This window comes from Mitsuaria sp. RG (assembly GCF_028369275.1).
Lineage (GTDB): Bacteria > Pseudomonadota > Gammaproteobacteria > Pseudomonadales > Pseudomonadaceae > Aquipseudomonas > Aquipseudomonas peradeniyensis.
Genome location: NZ_JAQMYQ010000062.1, coordinates 1 through 19,860, shown reverse-complemented (window position 1 = coordinate 19,860; position 19,860 = coordinate 1). Strand labels below are relative to the sequence as shown.

Sequence of the window (19,860 nt, the reverse complement as noted above, 5' to 3'; positions counted from 1 at the left end):
TCGAAACCCTGTCTTTTCCTCTCGGAGATAGCTGCATGCCATGTACTAGAGCGGTCGCGCCTGATTGGTGAGTCGACGGCCCGTCGTGTTACTACCAACGTCGAATGGCCTTGGCCGCTCTGGTACAGTTACAAACGGTTCCATACAAAAACAACTATTACACCGAGGTAACACAGATGAGTGCGGCTCCACTGTATCCCGTTCGTCCCGAGGTTGCGGCCAGTACCCTGACCGACGAGGCCACCTACAAGGCCATGTACCAGCAATCGGTGATCAACCCGGACGGCTTCTGGCGCGAGCAGGCCCAGCGTCTGGACTGGATCAAGCCTTTCACCAAGGTCAAGCAGACCTCGTTCGACGACCACCATGTCGATATCAAGTGGTTCGCCGACGGCACTCTGAACGTTTCCTACAACTGCCTGGACCGCCACCTCGAAGAGCGCGGCGACCAGCTGGCGATCATCTGGGAGGGCGACGACCCTTCCGAACACCGCAACATCACCTACCGCGAGCTCCACGAGCAGGTCTGCAAGTTCGCCAACGCCCTGCGTGGCCAGGACGTGCACCGCGGCGACGTGGTCACCATCTATATGCCGATGATTCCCGAGGCAGTGGTCGCCATGCTGGCCTGCGCCCGCATCGGTGCGATCCACTCGGTGGTGTTCGGCGGCTTCTCGCCGGAGGCGCTGGCCGGTCGCATCATCGACTGCAAGTCGAAAGTGGTGATCACCGCCGACGAAGGCCTGCGCGGCGGCCGCCGTACCCCGCTCAAGGCCAACGTCGACCTGGCCCTGACCAACCCTGAAACCAGCAGTGTGCAGAAGATCATCGTGTGCAAGCGCACCGGTGGCGACATCGCCTGGCACCAGCATCGCGACATCTGGTACGAAGACCTGATGAAGGTTGCCTCCAGCCACTGCGCGCCGAAAGAGATGGGCGCCGAGGAGGCGCTGTTCATCCTCTATACCTCCGGCTCCACCGGCAAGCCCAAGGGCGTGCTGCACACCACTGGCGGTTACCTGGTGTATGCCGCGCTGACCCACGAGCGCGTGTTTGACTACCGTCCGGGCGATGTCTACTGGTGCACCGCCGACGTGGGCTGGGTCACCGGCCACAGCTACATCGTCTACGGCCCGCTGGCCAACGGCGCCACCACGCTGCTGTTCGAAGGAGTGCCGAACTACCCGGACATCACCCGGGTGTCGAAGATCGTCGACAAGCACAAGGTCAATATCCTCTACACCGCGCCAACCGCCATTCGCGCCATGATGGCCGAAGGTGAAGCGGCGGTGGCCGGTGCCGATGGCTCCAGCCTGCGCCTGCTGGGCTCGGTGGGCGAGCCGATCAACCCCGAGGCCTGGAACTGGTACTACAAGACCGTCGGCAAGGAGCGTTGCCCGATCGTCGATACCTGGTGGCAGACCGAGACTGGCGGTGTGCTGATCAGCCCACTGCCAGGCGCCACCGCACTGAAGCCTGGCTCGGCGACCCGCCCGTTCTTCGGCGTGGTGCCGGCGCTGGTGGACAACCTGGGCAACCTGATCGAGGGCGCCGCCGAGGGCAACCTGGTGATCCTCGACTCCTGGCCGGGCCAGTCGCGCTCGCTGTACGGCGATCATGACCGTTTCGTCGACACCTACTTCAAGACCTTCCGTGGCATGTACTTCACCGGTGACGGTGCCCGTCGCGACGAAGACGGCTACTACTGGATCACCGGTCGCGTCGACGACGTGCTCAACGTCTCCGGACACCGCATGGGCACCGCCGAGATCGAGAGCGCGATGGTGGCGCATCCGAAGGTCGCCGAAGCGGCGGTGGTGGGCGTGCCGCACGATATCAAGGGGCAGGGCATCTATGTCTATGTCACCCTCAATGTCGGCGAGGAGTCGAGCGAGCAACTGCGCCTTGAGCTGAAGAACTGGGTGCGCAAGGAAATCGGCCCGATCGCCTCGCCGGATGTGATCCAGTGGGCGCCGGGGCTGCCGAAGACCCGTTCGGGCAAGATCATGCGCCGCATCCTGCGCAAGATCGCCACCGGCGAGTACGACGCGCTGGGTGATATCTCCACGCTGGCCGACCCAGGGGTGGTGCAGCACCTGATCGACACCCACAAGGCGATGAGCCTGGCCACCGCCTGAGTCGAAGCGTCGCGGCAAGTCGGCTCCTGAAGGTCGTGGGAGCGGGCTTGCCCCGCGATCAGGCCATCAGTAAAAGCCCCGCCCACACCCGGCGGGGTTTTTGCTTTACTGATGCAGACTGTTACTCCGACATTCATCGGTAACCCTGGCTGTCACCGATTTCGCCCAAATGCGGGGCTTGTGGAAACATTCATGTGCCATTTGAGTGCATTCCTGCGAGCATTTTGTGCAGGGTCGCACGCTGCGCTTGCCGGAATACAAGGCTTTGCCAATAATGGGCCCGCTTATTGCTTTGGGTATAGGTTATTTCTCTTTTGCTCTTGCATATCTCGCAGGAGCTGTCAATATCGCCCGCCGCGGTTCCTGGCGCTTCTGTAATTAGTTGTCGCTTTGAAGAAATATCGACCATCGGGCTGTCGCTAGAATGCCACTCACTCGCTCGTGGTCTGCGACCTTGGTCGAAACCTGCGCGGCTCGCGCTGTACCCATTCGCATATCGGGCAGCCGTTACAACTGCCTTGTATTGCCCCGTACCGATGGAGTTACCTGATGAAGAAGCTCGCACTGCTTGGCGCCCTGGCGCTTTCCGTGTTTTCCCTGGTATCGCAGGCCGATGAGAAGCCGTTGAAGATCGGTATCGAGGCCGCCTACCCACCCTTCGCCTTCAAGCAGCCTGATGGCAGCCTCGCCGGCTTCGACTACGACATCGGCAACGCCCTGTGCGAAGAGATGAAAGCCAAGTGCACCTGGATCGAGCAGGAGTTCGACGGCCTGATCCCGGCGCTGAAAGTGCGCAAGATCGACGCCATCCTGTCGTCCATGTCGATCACCGACGATCGCAAGAAGTCGGTCGACTTCACCAAGCGCTACTACCTGACCCCGGCGCGCCTGGTCATGAAGGAAGGCACCACCGTCAGCGACAGCCTGGCTGAGCTCAAGGGCAAGAAGATCGGCGTGCAGCGCGGCTCGATCCATGATCGCTTCGCCAAGGAAGTCCTGGGCGCGCAAGGCGCCACCGTCGTGCCTTACGGCACCCAGAACGAAATCTACCTGGACGTCGCCGCCGGTCGTCTTGACGGTACCGTGGCCGACGCCACCCTGCTCGAAGACGGTTTCCTGAAAACCGACGCCGGCAAGGGCTTTGCCTTCGTAGGCCCGGCCTTCACCGATTCCAAGTACTTCGGTGACGGTATCGGCATCGCCCTGCGCAAGGGTGACAAGGCCAACGCCGACCGCATCAACGCCGCCATCGATGCGATCCGTGCCAACGGCAAATACAAAGAGATCGAGAAGAAGTACTTCAACTTCGACATCTACGGTCCAGACTCGAAGTAAGCCATCGAGTTTCACCTGTGCAATGGTGCAAACAGCAGAAGCTCTGAGGTTTGCACCATTTTTCATTCCCAAGCCCTGAGGAATTCGAATCATGTTGAAAGGCTATGGGGCAGTCATCCTCGACGGAGCGTGGCTGACGCTGCAGCTCGCCCTGTCGTCGATGGCCCTGGCCATCGTCCTCGGCCTGATCGGCGTGGCGCTGCGCTTGTCGCCGGTGCGCTGGCTGGCCTGGCTGGGGGATCTGTATTCCACGGTGATCCGTGGCATCCCTGACCTGGTCCTGATCCTGCTGATCTTCTACGGCGGCCAGGACATCATCAACCGGGTGGCGCCGCTGCTCGGCTATGACGACTACATCGACCTGAACCCCCTGGTCGCCGGCATCGGCACCCTGGGCTTCATCTTCGGTGCCTACCTCTCGGAAACCTTCCGCGGCGCCTTCCTGGGGATTCCCAAGGGGCAGGCCGAGGCGGGTGCGGCCTACGGCATGAGCGGTGTCCAGGTGTTCTTCCGGATCATGGTGCCGCAGATGATCCGCCTGGCGATCCCGGGCTTCACCAACAACTGGCTGGTGCTGACCAAGGCGACCGCGCTGATTTCGGTGGTCGGTCTGCAGGACATGATGTTCAAGGCCAAGCAGGCGGCGGACGCCACCCGCGAACCCTTCACCTTCTTCCTCGCGGTGGCGGCGTTGTACCTGGTGCTGACCAGTGTCTCGCTGCTGGCGCTGAAGTATCTCGAGAAGCGCTACTCGGTGGGCGTCAAGGCGGCTGAACTATGATCTTCGACTACAACGTCATCTGGGAGGCCCTGCCGCTGTACCTGGGCGGCCTGCTGACCACCCTCAAGCTGCTGGCGCTGTCGCTGCTGTTCGGCCTGCTGGCGGCAATTCCGCTGGGCCTGATGCGCGTCTCCAAGCAGCCGCTGGTGAACATGAGTGCCTGGCTGTACACCTACGTGATCCGCGGCACGCCGATGCTGGTGCAGTTGTTCCTGATCTACTACGGCCTGGCCCAGTTCGAGGCAGTGCGCGAGAGCTTCCTGTGGCCGTGGCTGTCCAGCGCGACCTTCTGCGCCTGCCTGGCCTTCGCCGTCAACACTAGTGCCTACACCGCCGAGATCATCGCTGGCAGCCTCAAGGCCACGCCCCATGGCGAGATCGAGGCGGCCAAGGCCATCGGCATGTCGCGCATGAAGATGTACCGCCGCATCCTCCTGCCGTCGGCCCTGCGCCGGGCGCTGCCGCAGTACAGCAACGAAGTGATCATGATGCTGCAGACCACCAGCCTGGCGTCGATCGTCACCCTGATCGACATCACCGGTGCCGCGCGCACGGTCAACGCCCAGTACTACCTGCCTTTCGAGGCCTACATCACGGCGGGCGTGTTCTACCTGTGCCTGACCTTCATCCTCGTGCGCCTGTTCAAGATGGCCGAACGCCGCTGGCTCGGCTACCTGGCGCCGCGCAAGCACTGACCGCTCTGTGAGATCCGACAGCATGTACAAACTTCAAATCCAAGACCTGCACAAGCGCTACGGCAGCCATGAGGTGCTCAAGGGCGTCTCCCTCGAAGCCAAGGCAGGCGACGTGATCAGCATTATCGGCTCCAGCGGCTCGGGCAAATCGACCTTCCTGCGCTGCATCAACCTGTTGGAGCAGCCGCACGCGGGCAAGATCCTGCTCAACAACGAAGAGCTCAAGCTGGTGGCCGGCAAGGACGGCGCGCTCAAGGCCGCCGATCCGAAACAGCTGCAGCGCATGCGCTCGCGCCTGTCGATGGTGTTCCAGCATTTCAACCTGTGGTCGCACATGACGGCGCTTGAGAACGTCATCGAGGCGCCGGTGCATGTGCTGGGCGTGAACAAGAAGGAAGCGCTGGAGAAGGCCGAGCACTACCTGGCCAAGGTCGGCGTGTCCCATCGCAAGGATGCCTTCCCCGGCCACATGTCCGGCGGCGAGCAGCAGCGCGTGGCCATTGCCCGCGCCCTGGCCATGGAGCCTGAGGTGATGCTGTTCGACGAGCCGACCTCGGCGCTCGACCCGGAGCTGGTGGGCGATGTGCTCAAGGTCATGCAGTCGCTGGCCCAGGAAGGCCGCACCATGGTGGTGGTCACCCACGAGATGGGCTTTGCCCGCGAGGTGTCCAACCAGCTGGTGTTCCTGCACAAGGGGCTGGTGGAGGAGCGCGGCTGCCCGCGCGAGGTGCTGGTCAATCCGCAGTCCGAGCGCCTCAAGCAGTTCCTTTCCGGCAGCCTGAAGTAATCGCTGCAAATTTGCACCATAATGGGGCATGCTGCGCCATCCGCGCGGCATGCCCTGGCGCCACAAGCGCGAACCTTTCCTTCCAGGTTTCGGACCACGCCCTATGACCACCCAGCGAATCGGATTTCTCATCTGGCCAAGCACCAAGCCGCTGACCCTGGCGTTGGCCGAAGAGGTGCTGCAGGTGGCCCAGCGGGTGCATCCGGACGTGGTCTACGAGCTGGCCTATCTGCAGGCCGAAGCCGTGCAGGAGGGTGCCTGGCGCCTGCCGGGCGAGGCCTGGAACGGTCGTCTGGAGGGTTGCCACAAGCTGTTCCTGCTGGCCGACGAGCCGCCGACGGCCATCGGCTCGTCGCTGTCCGCCGCGCTCAAGCAGCTGGCGCGCAGCGGCTGCATGATCGGCGGCCTGTCTGCTGGGGTGTACCCGCTGGCGGCGCTGGGCCTGCTTGATGGCTACCGCGCCGCGGTGCACTGGCGTTGGCAGGATGATTTCGCCGAGCGCTTCCCCAAGGTGATCGCCACCAGCCACCTGTTCGACTGGGACCGTGATCGCCTGACTGCCTGCGGCGGCATGGCGGTGACCGACCTGCTGCTGGCGGTGCTTGCGCGCGATCATGGCGCGGAGCTGGCGGGCGCGGTGTCGGAAGAGCTGGTGGTCGAGCGTATCCGTGAAGGGGGCGAGCGCCAGCGCATTCCGCTGCAGAATCGCCTGGGCTCCAGCCATCCCAAGCTCACCCAGGCGGTGCTGCTGATGGAGGCCAATATCGAGGAGCCGCTGACCACCGACGAGATCGCCCAGCATGTGTGCGTGTCCCGTCGCCAGCTGGAGCGGATCTTCAAGCAGTACCTCAATCGCGTGCCCAGTCAGTATTACCTGGAGCTGCGCCTGAACAAGGCACGGCAGATGCTGATGCAGACCAGCAAGTCGATCATCCAGATCGGATTGTCCTGCGGTTTCTCCTCGGGGCCGCATTTCTCCAGTGCGTACCGCAATTTCTTTGGCGCCACACCGCGTGAAGACCGTAACCAGCGGCGCAGCAGCAGCCCGTTCGAGCTGAGTTCGGCGCCGGCCGAGCGGGGCTGATTTCTCTATTGTCTGTGCCGGCCTCTTCGCGGGTAAACCCGCTCCCACAGGCAATCTGCTGTTTTCAGGTACGGTGCCATCCTGTGGGAGCGGGTTTACCCGCGAAGAGGCCGGTGCAGGCAACCTCTTTTCATATGTGAACGGTCGTTCACCCGATTCCTATCTCCCGTTACACTGCGCGATTGCGACACTGTTTGTCGCATTGCCGAAAACCGCGTGAAAACACGGTTTGGCGCTGTAACAAGTTGTCGCCTGGCAGCAAGGACAGGCGCCGATCAGTCCTTACAATCCCTTCATCGCTCGCCACTTCCAGGCCAGCGTTCCTCTTCAGGAGACTCAGATGTCCGTTGAGCAAGCCCCGGTGCAACGTGCCGATTTCGACCAGGTCATGGTTCCCAACTACTCCCCGGCGGCGTTCATTCCTGTGCGAGGCGAGGGTTCCCGAGTCTGGGACCAGACCGGTCGCGAGCTGATCGACTTCGCCGGCGGCATCGCGGTTAATGCCCTGGGCCACTGCCATCCGGCGCTGGTCAAGGCGCTCACCGAGCAGGCCAACACCCTCTGGCACGTCTCCAACGTGTTCACCAACGAGCCGGCCCTGCGCCTGGCGCACAAGCTGGTGGACGCGACCTTCGCCGAGCGTGCGTTCTTCTGCAACTCTGGTGCCGAGTCCAACGAGGCCGCCTTCAAGCTGGCCCGTCGCGTCGCCCACGACCGCTTCGGCCCCGAGAAGCACGAAATCATCGCCACCGTGAACAGCTTCCACGGTCGCACCCTGTTCACCGTCAGCGTCGGTGGCCAGCCCAAATACTCCGACGGCTTCGGTCCGAAGATCACCGGCATCAGCCATGTGCCGTACAACGACCTGGAAGCGCTGAAAGCGCAGATTTCCGACAAGACCTGCGCCGTGGTCATTGAGCCGATCCAGGGCGAGAGCGGCGTGGTCCCGGCCGACCAGGCCTACCTGGAGGGCGCGCGCAAACTGTGCGACGAGCACAACGCCCTGCTGATCTTCGACGAAGTCCAGACCGGTGTCGGCCGTACCGGCTCGCTGTACGCCTACCAGCACTACGGCGTCACCCCGGACATCCTCACCAGCGCCAAGAGCCTGGGCGGCGGCTTCCCGATCGGCGCCATGCTGACCACCAGCGACCTGGCCAAGCACCTGGCCGTCGGCACCCACGGCACCACCTACGGTGGCAACCCGCTGGGCTGCGCCGTTGCCTGCGCGGTGCTGGATGTGATCAACACCCCGGAAACCCTGGCGGGCATCAAGGCCAAGCATGAGCGCTTCAAGACTCGTCTGGAGAACATCGGCCAGCAAACCGGCCTGTTCACCCAGGTGCGTGGCGTCGGCCTGCTGATCGGCTGCGTGCTGAGCGAGGCCTGGAAAGGCAAGGCCAAGGACATCCTCAACGCCGCCGAGAAAGAAGGCGTGATGGTCCTGCAGGCCGGCCCGGACGTGGTGCGCTTCGCCCCGAGCCTGGTGGTCGAGGATGCCGACATCTACGAAGGCCTGGATCGTTTCGAACGCGCCGTGGCAAAACTGATCAAGGGCTGATCGCCCTTCGCCGGCCCCGAGAAGGGGCTGGCGATACCCGAATTCCAGTGCGGGCACCTGCTTGCAGGTGGTGGCGCGTGCCCGCCGTTTTTCCGTGCCGATGTGATCGGCCCGCTTTCCCGAAAGGAGTGACACCATGCTGGTGATGCGCCCCGCGCAAATGGCTGATCTGAACGAAGTGCAGCGCATGGCTGCCGACAGCCCCATTGGTGTCACCTCGCTGCCGGATGACGCCGGCCGCCTGGGCGACAAGATCGCCGCCTCGGAAACCTCGTTCGCTGCCGAGGTCAGCTTCAATGGCGAAGAGAGCTACTTCTTCGTGCTTGAGGACAGCGCCACCGGCAAGCTGGTCGGCTGCTCGGCCATCGTCGCTTCGGCCGGCTACTCCGAGCCGTTCTACAGCTTTCGCAACGAGACCTTCGTGCACGCCTCCCGCGAGCTGAAGATCCACAACAAGATTCACGTCCTGTCGCTGTGCCACGACCTCACCGGCAACAGCCTGCTGACCAGTTTCTACGTGGTGCCGGAACTGGTGAGCAGCGCCTTCGCCGAGCTCAACTCACGGGGCCGCCTGCTGTTCATGGCCGCGCACCCCGAGCGCTTCGCCGAGTCGGTGGTGACCGAGATCGTCGGCTACAGCGACGAGCAGGGCGAGTCGCCGTTCTGGGACGCCATCGGCCGCAACTTCTTCGACCTCAACTACGCCGACGCCGAGCGCCTGTGCGGCCTGAAGAGCCGCACCTTCCTCGCTGAACTGATGCCGCACTACCCGATCTACGTGCCGCTGCTGGCCGACGAGGCGCAGGAGGCCATGGGCCAGGTGCACCCGCGGGCGCAGATTACCTTCGACATCCTCATGCGCGAAGGCTTCGAGACCGAGCATTACATCGACATCTTCGACGGCGGCCCGACCCTGCACGCCCGCGCCTCGGGCATCCGCTCCATCGCCCAGAGCCGGGTGGTGCCGGTCAAGCTCGACGAGACGCCAGTCAAGGGCGGCCGTCCGTACCTGGTGTGCAACGGCCAGTTGCAGGATTATCGCGCCGTGCTGCTGGAGCTGGACTGGGTGCCGGGCAAGCCGGTCAGCCTGAGCGGCGAAGCCGCCGAGGCCCTGGGTGTCGGCGAAGGCGCCAGCGTGCGCCTGGTCGCGGTCTGAACCGCCGGAACAGAGAGTTTCGCGGCAGGCACAGACCGCCGCACAAGGAGATAGCATGATCGTTCGTCCTGTACGCAGCAGCGATTTACCCGCGCTGATCGAATTGGCCCGCAGCACCGGCACCACCGGCCTGACCACGCTGCCGGCCAACGAGGAGCGCCTCGGCCAACGGGTCGGCTGGGCCGAGAAAAGCTTTCGCGGCGAAGCCGAGCGCGGCGACACCGACTACCTGTTCGTGCTGGAGAACGACGAAGGCATGGTGGTCGGCATCAGTGCCATCGCCGGTGCCGTCGGCCTGCGCGAGCCCTGGTACAACTACCGGGTCGGCCTGACCGTCAGCGCCTCGCAGGAGCTGAACATCTACCGCGAGATCCCCACGCTGTTCCTGGCCAACGACCTGACCGGCAACTCCGAGCTGTGCTCGCTGTTCCTGCGCAGCGACTACCGCAGTGGCCTCAATGGCCGTCTGCTGTCCAAGGCGCGGATGCTGTTCATCGCCGAGTTCCCGCAGCTGTTCGGCAACAAGATCATCGCCGAGATGCGCGGCATGTCCGACGAGGCAGGCCGTTCGCCCTTCTGGGAGAGCCTGGGCCGGCACTTCTTCAAGATGGAGTTCAGCCAGGCCGACTACCTCACCGGCGTGGGCAACAAGTCGTTCATCGCCGAACTGATGCCCAAGTTCCCGCTGTACACCTGCTTCCTCTCGGAAGCGGCGCGCAGCGTCATCGGCCGCGTGCACACCGACACGGAGCCTGCGCTGGCCATGCTCAAGCGCGAAGGCTTCAACTACCAGGGCTACGTCGACATCTTCGACGCAGGTCCCGCCATCGAGTGCGAGACCTCGAAGATCCGCGCCGTGCGTGACAGCGAGACCCTGGTACTGGCCGTCGGCACCCCGGGTGACGACGCCACCCCTTACATCATTCACAACCGCAAGCGCGAAGACTGCCGCATCACCGCCGCACCGGCGCGCCTGGCGGCAGGCACCCTGGTGGTCGATCCGCAGACCGCCAAGCGCCTGCGCCTGGGCGCTGGCGACAATGTCCGCGCCGTGCCGCTGTCCGCCGGTCGGGAGGCCCAGTAAATGAACACGCATTACATCGCAGGCCACTGGCTGGCCGGCCAGGGTGAAACCCTGCAGTCGCTCAACCCCGTCACCCAGGCGCTGATCTGGCAAGGGCAGGGCGCCGACGCCGCCCAGGTCGAAACCGCCGTGCAGGCCGCCCGCCAGGCGTTCCCGGCCTGGGCATCGCTGAGCCTGGAGGCGCGCATCAGCGTGCTGGAGGCCTTCGCCGAGAAGCTCAAGGCCAATGCCGAGGCGCTGTCGCGCTGCATCGGCGAAGAAACCGGCAAGCCCCTGTGGGAGTCGGCCACCGAAGTGACCAGCATGGTCAACAAGGTCGCCATCTCGGTGCAGAGCTACCGCGAGCGCACCGGTGAGAAGAGCGGCCCGCTGGCCGATGCCACCGCCGTGTTGCGGCACAAGCCCCATGGCGTGGTGGCGGTGTTCGGCCCGTACAACTTCCCCGGCCACCTGCCCAACGGCCATATCGTTCCGGCGTTGCTGGCCGGCAACTGCGTGGTGTTCAAGCCCAGCGAGCTGACCCCCAAGGTCGCCGAGCTGACGGTGCAGTGCTGGATCGAGGCCGGCTTGCCGGCCGGCGTGCTCAACCTGGTCCAGGGCGCCCGCGAAACCGGCGTGGCGCTGGCTGGCAACCCGGGTATCGATGGCTTGTTCTTCACCGGTTCCAGCCGCACCGGCAACCTGCTGCACCAGCAGTTCGCCGGCCGCCCGGACAAGATCCTCGCCCTGGAAATGGGCGGTAACAACCCGCTGGTTGTCGATGAGGTCAAGGACCTGGACGCTGCGGTGTACACCATCATCCAGTCGGCGTTCATCTCCGCCGGTCAGCGTTGTACCTGCGCCCGCCGCCTGCTGGTGCCGCAGGGCGACTGGGGTGACGCGCTGATCCAGCGCCTGGTCGAGGTGAGCCGCAGCATCAGTGTCGGTGCCTTCGATCAGCAGCCCGCGCCCTTCATGGGTTCGGTGATTTCGCTGCAGGCCGCTCGCGCACTGCTGGCGGCCCAGGCCGAGCTGCTCGGCAAGGGCGCCGTGGCATTGCTGGAGATGACCCAGCCACAGGCCGGCGCTGCCTTGCTCACGCCGGGCATCATCGATGTCAGCGCCGTGGCCGAGCGCCCGGACGAAGAGTTCTTCGGCCCGCTGCTTCAGGTGATCCGCTACGCCGACTTCGACGCGGCGATCGAGGAGGCCAACAACACCCAGTACGGCCTGGCCGCTGGGCTGCTGTCGGACTCCAACGCCCGCTACCAGCACTTCTGGCTGCGCAGCCGCGCCGGCATCGTCAACTGGAACAAGCAGCTGACCGGCGCCGCCAGCAGCGCGCCGTTCGGTGGCGTCGGCGCCAGCGGCAACCACCGCGCCAGCGCCTACTACGCGGCGGACTACTGCGCCTACCCCGTGGCTTCGCTGGAGACCGCGAGCCTTGCACTGCCGGCGACCCTGACGCCGGGCGTCACCCTATAACAACAGGTCTCGGAGCCTTGCCGATGAAATCCTTTGAAGTGAATTTTGATGGCCTGGTGGGGCCGACCCACAACTACGGCGGCTTGTCGTACGGCAACGTGGCCTCGCAGAGCAACAGCCAGCAGGGTTCCAACCCGCGCGAGGCGGCGCGCCAGGGCCTGGCGAAGATGAAGGCGCTGATGGAAATGGGCTTCCAGCAGGGCGTGCTGGCCCCGCAGGAGCGTCCGGACGTGGCCGCGCTGCGTCGCCTGGGCTTCACCGGCAGCGATGCCGAAGTGATCCAGCGTGCGGCCAAAGACGCAATGCCGCTGTTGGTCGCCAGTTGCTCGGCCTCGAGCATGTGGGTGGCCAACGCCGCCACCGTCAGCCCCAGCGCCGATACCGCCGATGGCCGCGTGCATTTCACCGCCGCCAACCTCAACTGCAAGTACCACCGCAGCATCGAGCACCCGACCACCAGCCGCGTGCTGGGCGCCATGTTCAGCGATGACAAGGTCTTCGCCCACCATGAGGCGCTGCCGGCGGTTGCCCAGTTCGGCGACGAAGGCGCGGCCAACCACACCCGCTTCTGCCGCGCCTATGGCGAGGCCGGCGTCGAGTTCTTCGTCTATGGCCGCAGCGCTTTCGACAGCCGCTATCCCGCGCCGCAGAAGTATCCGGCGCGCCAGACCCTGGAAGCCTCCCAGGCCGTCGCTCGCCTGCACGGGCTGAGCGATGAAGGCGTGGTCTACGCTCAACAGAATCCGGCGGTGATCGATCAGGGCGTGTTCCACAACGACGTGATTTCGGTGGGCAACGGCGAGGTGCTGTTCTATCACGAGGACGCGTTCCTCGAGACCGACACCGTGCTCGGCCAGCTGCAGGCTAAACTGGCCAGCAAGGGCGGCAACTTCCAGGGTATCTGCGTGCCGCGCGCGGCGGTGACGGTGGAGGACGCGGTGCGTTCCTACCTGTTCAACAGCCAGCTGCTCAGCCGCGAAGACGGTTCGATGCTGCTGGTGGTGCCGGAGGAGTGCCGCAACAACGAGCGCGTCTGGGCTTATCTGAGCCAGCTGACCAGCCAGGGCGGCCCGGTGAAGGAGGTCAAGGTTTTTGACCTCAAGCAGAGCATGCAGAACGGTGGCGGCCCGGCTTGCCTGCGTCTGCGCGTGGCGCTGAAGGAAAACGAACTGGCGGCGGTCAATCCAGGCGTTATCATGACCGCCTCGCTGTACGACACCCTGGTGCAGTGGGTCGACAAGCACTACCGCGATCGCCTCGGCGAAGCGGACCTGGCCGACCCGCAGCTGCTGGTGGAATGCCGCACGGCCCTGGATGACCTGACCCAGATCCTCAAGCTGGGCTCGGTGTATCCGTTCCAACGCCAACCTTGATAGAGAGAAATTGCAATGTCCGACGCCCTGCGCCTGATCCTGGAAGATGAAGACGGCACCCAGCTGGAAACCTCGTGCACCCGTTTTGCCGTGGTCTGGCAAGGCAAGGAAGTGTGGATCCAGCAGGACGGCCGCGGCCAGCTGCTGATCGGCGTCGATGTCGAGGAAGACGACACCGAGTACGCCAACCTGCTGCTGCGCCCGATGGCCACCAACCTGGTCAGCCTGCAACTGGAAATGGAACCGGCCGACGTTGCCGGTGACGACGACCACGTCCACGGCCCGGACTGCGGCCACCACCACTAAGGAAGCGCCTATGCTCGCCCTCGGCAAACTGCTTGAGCTGACCCTGACCGATCACGAACCGGCCGAGAAGACCCAAGTGACCACCCGGGGCGTGCGTTTGCGCTGGCTGGGGGAGGGCGCACTGGAAGTGCGCCCGCCCGAAGGTGAGGATTGCGGGCTCGACCTGCTGTTGTCGGCCGGTATCCATGGCAACGAGACGGCGCCGATCGAGTTGCTCGAAAGGCTGCTGCACGGCGTGGCCAACGGCAAGATCAAGCCGCGTGCGCGGGTGCTGTTTTTGTTCGGCAACCCGGCGGCGATCCGCAAGGGCGAGCGCTTCATCGAGCAGGACATCAACCGCCTGTTCAATGGCCGCCACGAACTCTCCAGTGGCTTCGAGGCGCTGCGCGCCGCGGAGCTTGAGCAGTTCGCCCGGGTGTTCTTCAGCAAGCCTGAGCGCACTCGTTTGCATTACGACCTGCATACTGCCATCCGCGGGTCCAAGATCGAGCAGTTCGCCTTGTATCCCTACAAGGAGGGCCGCACGCATTCCCGACGTGAACTGGCGCGCCTGGCTGCGGCAGGGATGGAGGCAGTGCTGTTGCAGAGCAAGTCTTCGATTACTTTCAGTGCCTTCACCTATGAGCAGCTGGAGGCCGAGGCCTTTACCCTCGAATTGGGCAAGGCGCGGCCATTTGGGCAGAACGAAGGCGTCAATCTCGACAAGCTCGAAGAACGCCTCATCCAGATCATCGAAGGTACCGAGCCTGAGACCGGCGACTCGCTCGATAGCCTGAAGCTGTTCAGCGTCGCCCGCGAGATCATCAAGCACAGCGACAGCTTCCACCTGCACCTGCCGGCGGACATCGAAAATTTCTCCGAGCTCAGCAAGGGCTACCTGCTGGCCGAAGACCTGGCCGAGACGCGCTGGGTGGTGGAGGAGGAGGGCGCGCGAATCATCTTCCCCAACCCCAAGGTGAAGAACGGGCTGCGCGCCGGGATCCTGATCGTACCGGATTCGGGGCAACGGCTGGCTTAAGCCTTGCGCGATCCCTGTAGGAGCGGCCTTGTGCCGCGAAAGGGTCGCAAAGCGACCCCGGCAATATCTGCTTTGCTGCTGAGATCCTGGGGCTGCTTTGCAGCCCTTTCGCGGCACAAGGCCGCTCCTACAGGAACGCTCAGCGCTTGGCCGGTTTTGGATCCCTTTGGTGATGAAATTCTTTTAATTCACCAACCTGTTAATTTTCCCCGTCCCGGGACCGTAATTGGCTTGCCAGTAGCGAAACGCTGGCTTTAGCATCGCGGTCATGCCGTTTTCAATTGCTGTAGTCCGACAAACCGTCCATTCGACGGTTTCTATCGCATAAACACACTGCACCGAGACTGCAGGACCGATATAATGCGGCCCTTTGCCGTCGTTTCGTCGATTCGACGTGTGGCCGCCGTTTCCGTGGAAGAACCTATGAAAAGCGCAGAAATCCGTGAAGCCTTCCTCCGCTTCTTCGAAGAGCAGGGACATACTCGCGTTGCCTCCAGCTCCCTGATCCCGGGCAATGACCCGACCCTGCTGTTCACCAACGCCGGCATGAACCAGTTCAAGGACTGCTTCCTCGGCCAGGAAAAGCGCGCCTATACCCGCGCCGTGAGCAGCCAGAAGTGCGTACGCGCCGGTGGCAAGCACAACGACCTGGAAAACGTCGGCTACACCGCCCGTCACCACACTTTCTTCGAGATGCTGGGCAACTTCAGCTTCGGCGACTATTTCAAGCGCGATGCCATCACCTTCGCCTGGACCTTCCTGACTTCGGACAAGTGGCTGAACCTGCCGAAGGAAAAACTGTGGGTCACCGTCTACGCCAGCGACGACGAGGCCTACGACATCTGGACCAAGGAAGTCGGCGTGCCGGCCGAGCGCATGGTGCGCATCGGTGACAACAAGGGCGCCCCGTACGCCTCCGACAACTTCTGGACCATGGGCGACACCGGTCCGTGTGGCCCGTGCACCGAGATCTTCTACGACCACGGCGCCGACATCTGGGGCGGCCCACCCGGCTCGCCGGAAGAAGACGGCGATCGCTACATCGAGATCTGGAACAACGTCTTCATGCAGTTCAACCGCACCGCCGACGGCGTCCTGCACCCGCTGCCGGCGCCGTCGGTGGATACCGGCATGGGCCTGGAGCGCATCAGTGCGGTGATGCAGCACGTGCACTCGAACTACGAGATCGACCTGTTCCAGAGCCTGCTGGCCGCTGCCGCCAATGCCATCGGTTGCGCCAATGACGACCAGCCATCGCTGAAAGTGGTTGCCGACCACATCCGTTCCTGCGGCTTCCTGATCGCCGACGGCGTGCTGCCGTCCAACGAAGGCCGCGGCTACGTGCTGCGCCGCATCATTCGTCGCGCCTGCCGCCACGGCAACAAACTGGGCGCCAAGGGCAGCTTCTTCCACAAGATCGTCGCCGCGCTGGTGGCCGAGATGGGCGAAGCCTTCCCTGAGCTTACGAGCCAGCAGGCGCACATCGAGCGCGTGCTCAAGACCGAGGAAGAGCAGTTCGCCAAGACCCTCGAGCAGGGCCTGCGCATCCTCGAGCAGGACCTGGCCCAGCTGCAGGGCCAGGTCGTGCCAGGGGATGTGGTGTTCAAGCTGTACGACACCTATGGCTTCCCCATGGACCTGACCGCCGACATCGCCCGCGAGCGCGAGCTGACCATCGACGAAGCCGGCTTCGAGCGCGAGATGGAAGCCCAGCGTGAGCGTGCCCGCTCCGCCAGCGCCTTCGGCATGGACTACAACAGCCTGGTCAAGGTCGACACCGCCACCGACTTCCTCGGCTATGACGCCACCGAAGGCCAGGGCAAGGTCATCGCCCTGTACAAGGACGGCCAGGCCGTCGAGCAACTGGCTGAAGGCGAGGAGGGCGTCGTGGTCCTCGATCGCACCCCGTTCTACGCCGAGTCCGGCGGCCAGGTCGGTGACTGCGGCTACCTGCAGGCCGGCGCCGCGCGCTTCGACGTGCGCGACACCACCAAGACCGGTGGTGCCTTCCTGCACCACGGCGTGGTCGCCAGCGGCGCCCTGACTGTCGGTGCCGCAGTTGATGCCCGCGTCGATGCCGACGTGCAGCACGCCACCTCGCTGAACCACTCCGCCACCCACCTGCTGCACGAAGCCTTGCGCCAGGTGCTGGGCGAGCACGTGCAGCAGAAGGGCTCGCTGGTCGACAGCCAGCGCCTGCGTTTTGACTTCAGCCACTTCGAGGCGGTCAAGCCAGAACAGATCAAGGCCCTGGAAGACATCGTCAACCGCGAAGTGCGTCGCAACACCGAGGTACAGACCGAGCTGACCGACATCGAGACCGCCAAGGCCAAGGGCGCCATGGCGCTGTTCGGTGAGAAGTACGGCGACACCGTGCGCGTGCTGAGCATGGGCGGTGACTTCTCCGTCGAGCTGTGCGGCGGCATCCATGCCAAGCGCACCGGCGACATCAGTCTGTTCAAGATCATCAGCGAAGGCGGTGTGGCCTCTGGCGTGCGCCGTATCGAAGCGATCACCGGCGCCGCCGCGCTGGCCTACCTGAACACTGCCGAAGAGCAGGTCAAGGAAGCCGCGCAGCTGGTCAAGGGCAATCGCGACAACCTGATCGACAAGTTGTCGGCTGTGCTCGAGCGCAACCGCCAGCTGGAAAAGCAGCTCGAGCAGCTGCAGGCCAAGGCCGCCAGCGCCGCCGGGGATGATCTCTCCAACGCGGCCGTTGAGGTCAAGGGTGCCAAGGTCCTCGCCGCCCGCCTGGATGGGCAGGATGGCAAGGCGCTGCTGGCGCTCGTCGATCAACTGAAGAACAAGCTCGGCCACGCAGTGATCCTGCTGGGCAGCGAGCATGAGGGCAAGGTCGTGCTGGTGGCTGGCGTGACCAAGGACCTCTCCAGCCAACTCAAGGCTGGCGACCTGATGAAACAAGCTGCTGCGGCGGTCGGTGGCAAGGGCGGCGGTCGTCCTGACATGGCCCAGGGCGGTGGCGTCGACGTCGCCGCGCTGGACCAGGCGCTGGCCCTGGCCGTGCCGTTCGCCGAGCAGGGACTTTGAGATGGAGGGGGCGCCGGTCTAGTCGGCGTCCCCGCCATGTTGGATTGTTTTTTGGGGCCCTTGAGGGCTGAGGCACCTTTGAAATGGCGTTGATCGTACAGAAATTTGGCGGTACCTCTGTCGGTTCCATCGAGCGGATCGAGCAGGTTGCCGACAAGGTCAAGAAATTCCGCGAGCAAGGCACCGACCTGGTGGTTGTGCTGTCGGCGATGAGCGGGGAAACCAATCGCCTGATCGACCTGGCGAAGCAGATCACCGACAAGCCCGAACCCCGCGAGCTGGACGTGATCGTCTCGACCGGCGAGCAGGTTACCATTGCCCTGTTGTCCATGGCCCTGATGAAGCGCGGCGTGCCGGCGGTGTCCTACACCGGCAACCAGGTGCGCATCCTCACCGACAGCGCGCACAACAAGGCGCGCATCCTGCAGATCGACGACCAGAAGATCCGCGCCGACCTCAAGGCCGGCCGTGTCGTGGTGGTCGCCGGTTTCCAGGGCGTCGACGAGCACGGCAACATCACCACCCTCGGCCGTGGCGGCTCCGACACCACCGGCGTGGCCCTGGCGGCGGCGCTGAAGGCCGACGAGTGCCAGATCTACACCGATGTCGATGGCGTCTACACCACCGACCCGCGTGTGGTGCCCCAGGCCCAGCGCCTGGAGAAGATCACCTTCGAGGAGATGCTGGAAATGGCCAGCCTCGGCTCCAAGGTGCTGCAGATCCGCTCGGTGGAGTTCGCCGGCAAGTACAACGTCCCGCTGCGCGTGCTGCACAGCTTCAAGGAGGGTCCGGGTACCCTCATTACCATTGATGAAGAGGAATCCATGGAACAGCCGATCATTTCCGGTATCGCCTTCAACCGTGATGAGGCCAAGCTGACCATTCGTGGCGTCCCGGATACCCCAGGCGTCGCCTTCAAGATCCTCGGCCCGATCAGCGCCGCCAACATCGAAGTCGACATGATCGTGCAGAACGTCTCGCACGATAACACCACCGACTTCACCTTCACCGTGCACCGCAACGAGTACGAGAAGGCGCTGAGCGTGCTGGAGAACACCGCCCGCGAAATCGGCGCGCGTGAAGTGATCGGCGACACCAAGATCGCCAAGGTGTCGATCGTCGGCGTCGGCATGCGCTCCCACGCGGGCGTTGCCAGCCGCATGTTCGAGGCCCTGGCCAAGGAGAGCATCAACATCCAGATGATCTCCACTTCCGAGATCAAGGTCTCGGTAGTGATCGAAGAGAAGTACCTGGAGCTGGCCGTACGCGCGCTGCACACCGCGTTCGAACTCGATGCGCCTGCCCGACAGGGTGAGTGACACGCTGCCTGGAGGGGCGCGGCTTGCCGCGCCCTTCGCGTTTCTGGCCACTGCGGCTGTCCCTGTCCAGGCAGCCGTGGTGGTCGATCCGGGCCAGTGCCGTCGTCCCCGGCCAGGCCCTGCTTTTCAAAGACTGTTGTCCCTGAAGATTCATGTGAGGAGAAAACTATGCTGATTCTGACTCGTCGGTGCGCCGAGAGCCTGATCATTGGTGACGGTGAGATCACCGTGACGGTCCTGGGTGTCAAAGGCAACCAGGTGCGTATTGGCGTTAGCGCGCCCAAGGAAGTGGCTGTTCACCGCGAGGAAATCTACCTGCGGATCAAGAAAGAGAAGGACGAGGAGCCAAGCCTTTAATTTTTTTGAAGTTTTTTTCAAAAAAAGGGTTGCAAACGAGGAAGGGTGTGTTTAATATTCGCCTCGTGTTGCGGTGAGGTGGCCGAGTGGCCGAAGGCGCTCCCCTGCTAAGGGAGTATACCTCATAAGGGTATCGGGGGTTCGAATCCCCCCTTCACCGCCATTATTTGCCTGGAGCGCTTAAAGCGTTCCGAATGGCACAGCAAGACACGGACTCATAGCTCAGCTGGATAGAGTACTCGGCTACGAACCGAGCGGTCGGAGGTTCGAATCCTCCTGAGTCCGCCACTTTTGAAGTGGCTTTGCCTGCAAGGCTGCTTCAATCCACCAGTGGTAATCTGGTCTAAAACTACC

At 63.8% G+C, this 19,860-nt stretch carries 16 protein-coding genes and 2 tRNA genes; all 18 read left to right on the top strand.

Translation table 11 applies throughout. The annotated features are described in order from the left end of the window. The first annotated feature begins 176 nt into the window (after positions 1–176). The 18 genes from acs to POF53_RS23770 all read left to right on the top strand — a co-directional run bounded on the left by acs (position 177) and on the right by POF53_RS23770 (position 19,794). Complete coding sequence (gene acs, locus POF53_RS23855; RefSeq protein WP_254465090.1) at positions 177–2,138, top strand: acetate--CoA ligase; 1,962 nt, start codon at positions 177–179, stop codon at positions 2,136–2,138. Positions 2,139–2,687: 549 nt separating this feature from the next. Then, positions 2,688–3,473: an ABC transporter substrate-binding protein gene (locus tag POF53_RS23850; RefSeq protein ID WP_203651530.1), complete on the top strand. Its 786-nt coding sequence runs from the start codon at positions 2,688–2,690 to the stop codon at positions 3,471–3,473. An 88-nt stretch (positions 3,474–3,561) separates the two neighbouring features. Next, a complete protein-coding gene (locus tag POF53_RS23845; RefSeq protein WP_498969716.1) occupies positions 3,562–4,254 on the top strand; it encodes an ABC transporter permease in 693 nt (230 codons plus the stop codon). Further along, positions 4,251–4,949, top strand: a complete 699-nt coding sequence (locus POF53_RS23840) for an ABC transporter permease (protein WP_203651534.1) — start codon at positions 4,251–4,253, stop codon at positions 4,947–4,949. The genes POF53_RS23845 and POF53_RS23840 overlap by 4 nt, the downstream gene beginning before the upstream one ends. 22 nt (positions 4,950–4,971) lie before the next feature. Then, the gene (locus POF53_RS23835; RefSeq protein ID WP_023630946.1) at positions 4,972–5,736 is read left to right on the top strand and encodes an ABC transporter ATP-binding protein; all 765 of its coding nucleotides are present in this window, start codon (positions 4,972–4,974) and stop codon (positions 5,734–5,736) included. 103 nt (positions 5,737–5,839) lie between these two features. Next, the gene (gene argR / locus POF53_RS23830) at positions 5,840–6,820 is read left to right on the top strand and encodes a transcriptional regulator ArgR (RefSeq protein ID WP_254465089.1); all 981 of its coding nucleotides are present in this window, start codon (positions 5,840–5,842) and stop codon (positions 6,818–6,820) included. A gap of 340 nt (positions 6,821–7,160) precedes the next feature. Beyond that, positions 7,161–8,381, top strand: coding sequence for an aspartate aminotransferase family protein (locus POF53_RS23825; RefSeq protein WP_498969709.1), 1,221 nt, complete (start codon positions 7,161–7,163; stop codon positions 8,379–8,381). A 136-nt stretch (positions 8,382–8,517) separates the two neighbouring features. Beyond that, complete coding sequence (gene aruF / locus POF53_RS23820; RefSeq protein ID WP_203651541.1) at positions 8,518–9,537, top strand: arginine/ornithine succinyltransferase subunit alpha; 1,020 nt, start codon at positions 8,518–8,520, stop codon at positions 9,535–9,537. 55 nt (positions 9,538–9,592) lie between these two features. Next, positions 9,593–10,621 carry an arginine N-succinyltransferase gene (astA, locus tag POF53_RS23815; protein WP_232857738.1) on the top strand — a complete coding sequence of 343 codons (1,029 nt, stop codon included), beginning with the start codon at positions 9,593–9,595 and terminating at the stop codon, positions 10,619–10,621. Further along, positions 10,622–12,085: a succinylglutamate-semialdehyde dehydrogenase gene (gene astD, locus POF53_RS23810; RefSeq protein WP_254465088.1), complete on the top strand. Its 1,464-nt coding sequence runs from the start codon at positions 10,622–10,624 to the stop codon at positions 12,083–12,085. It begins immediately after the preceding gene. A gap of 23 nt (positions 12,086–12,108) precedes the next feature. After that, positions 12,109–13,458, top strand: coding sequence for an N-succinylarginine dihydrolase (gene astB / locus POF53_RS23805; protein WP_234561803.1), 1,350 nt, complete (start codon positions 12,109–12,111; stop codon positions 13,456–13,458). A gap of 15 nt (positions 13,459–13,473) precedes the next feature. Then, on the top strand, positions 13,474–13,764 hold the full coding sequence (locus POF53_RS23800; RefSeq protein WP_011534960.1) for a hypothetical protein: 291 nt from the start codon (positions 13,474–13,476) through the stop codon (positions 13,762–13,764). A 10-nt stretch (positions 13,765–13,774) separates the two neighbouring features. After that, positions 13,775–14,782 carry a succinylglutamate desuccinylase gene (gene astE / locus POF53_RS23795; RefSeq protein ID WP_232857741.1) on the top strand — a complete coding sequence of 336 codons (1,008 nt, stop codon included), beginning with the start codon at positions 13,775–13,777 and terminating at the stop codon, positions 14,780–14,782. 423 nt (positions 14,783–15,205) lie between these two features. Next, positions 15,206–17,830, top strand: coding sequence for an alanine--tRNA ligase (gene alaS, locus POF53_RS23790; RefSeq protein ID WP_498969705.1), 2,625 nt, complete (start codon positions 15,206–15,208; stop codon positions 17,828–17,830). An 83-nt stretch (positions 17,831–17,913) separates the two neighbouring features. Continuing rightward, complete coding sequence (locus tag POF53_RS23785) at positions 17,914–19,149, top strand: aspartate kinase (protein WP_028691060.1); 1,236 nt, start codon at positions 17,914–17,916, stop codon at positions 19,147–19,149. A 168-nt stretch (positions 19,150–19,317) separates the two neighbouring features. Further along, positions 19,318–19,506 (top strand): carbon storage regulator CsrA, encoded by a 189-nt coding sequence (csrA, locus tag POF53_RS23780; protein WP_003254503.1) that lies wholly within the window; start codon positions 19,318–19,320, stop codon positions 19,504–19,506. A gap of 72 nt (positions 19,507–19,578) precedes the next feature. After that, positions 19,579–19,669: transfer RNA gene (locus POF53_RS23775), tRNA-Ser, on the top strand. A 48-nt stretch (positions 19,670–19,717) separates the two neighbouring features. Continuing rightward, a tRNA-Arg gene (locus POF53_RS23770) sits at positions 19,718–19,794 on the top strand. Positions 19,795–19,860 lie beyond the last annotated feature (66 nt).

Bases quoted from the DNA above. Each gene is read 5' to 3' on its own strand.
- csrA (WP_003254503.1), top strand. From the start codon at position 19,318: ATGCTGATTCTGACTCGTCGGTGCGCCGAGAGCCTGATCATTGGTGAC.
- astB (WP_234561803.1), top strand. From the start codon at position 12,109: ATGAAATCCTTTGAAGTGAATTTTGATGGCCTGGTGGGGCCGACCCAC.
- POF53_RS23800 (WP_011534960.1), top strand. From the start codon at position 13,474: ATGTCCGACGCCCTGCGCCTGATCCTGGAAGATGAAGACGGCACCCAG.
- argR (WP_254465089.1), top strand. From the start codon at position 5,840: ATGACCACCCAGCGAATCGGATTTCTCATCTGGCCAAGCACCAAGCCG.
- astE (WP_232857741.1), top strand. From the start codon at position 13,775: ATGCTCGCCCTCGGCAAACTGCTTGAGCTGACCCTGACCGATCACGAA.
- astD (WP_254465088.1), top strand. From the start codon at position 10,622: ATGAACACGCATTACATCGCAGGCCACTGGCTGGCCGGCCAGGGTGAA.
- acs (WP_254465090.1), top strand. From the start codon at position 177: ATGAGTGCGGCTCCACTGTATCCCGTTCGTCCCGAGGTTGCGGCCAGT.
- POF53_RS23785 (WP_028691060.1), top strand. From the start codon at position 17,914: ATGGCGTTGATCGTACAGAAATTTGGCGGTACCTCTGTCGGTTCCATC.
- astA (WP_232857738.1), top strand. From the start codon at position 9,593: ATGATCGTTCGTCCTGTACGCAGCAGCGATTTACCCGCGCTGATCGAA.
- POF53_RS23825 (WP_498969709.1), top strand. From the start codon at position 7,161: ATGTCCGTTGAGCAAGCCCCGGTGCAACGTGCCGATTTCGACCAGGTC.
- POF53_RS23840 (WP_203651534.1), top strand. From the start codon at position 4,251: ATGATCTTCGACTACAACGTCATCTGGGAGGCCCTGCCGCTGTACCTG.
- POF53_RS23850 (WP_203651530.1), top strand. From the start codon at position 2,688: ATGAAGAAGCTCGCACTGCTTGGCGCCCTGGCGCTTTCCGTGTTTTCC.
- alaS (WP_498969705.1), top strand. From the start codon at position 15,206: ATGAAAAGCGCAGAAATCCGTGAAGCCTTCCTCCGCTTCTTCGAAGAG.
- aruF (WP_203651541.1), top strand. From the start codon at position 8,518: ATGCTGGTGATGCGCCCCGCGCAAATGGCTGATCTGAACGAAGTGCAG.
- POF53_RS23835 (WP_023630946.1), top strand. From the start codon at position 4,972: ATGTACAAACTTCAAATCCAAGACCTGCACAAGCGCTACGGCAGCCAT.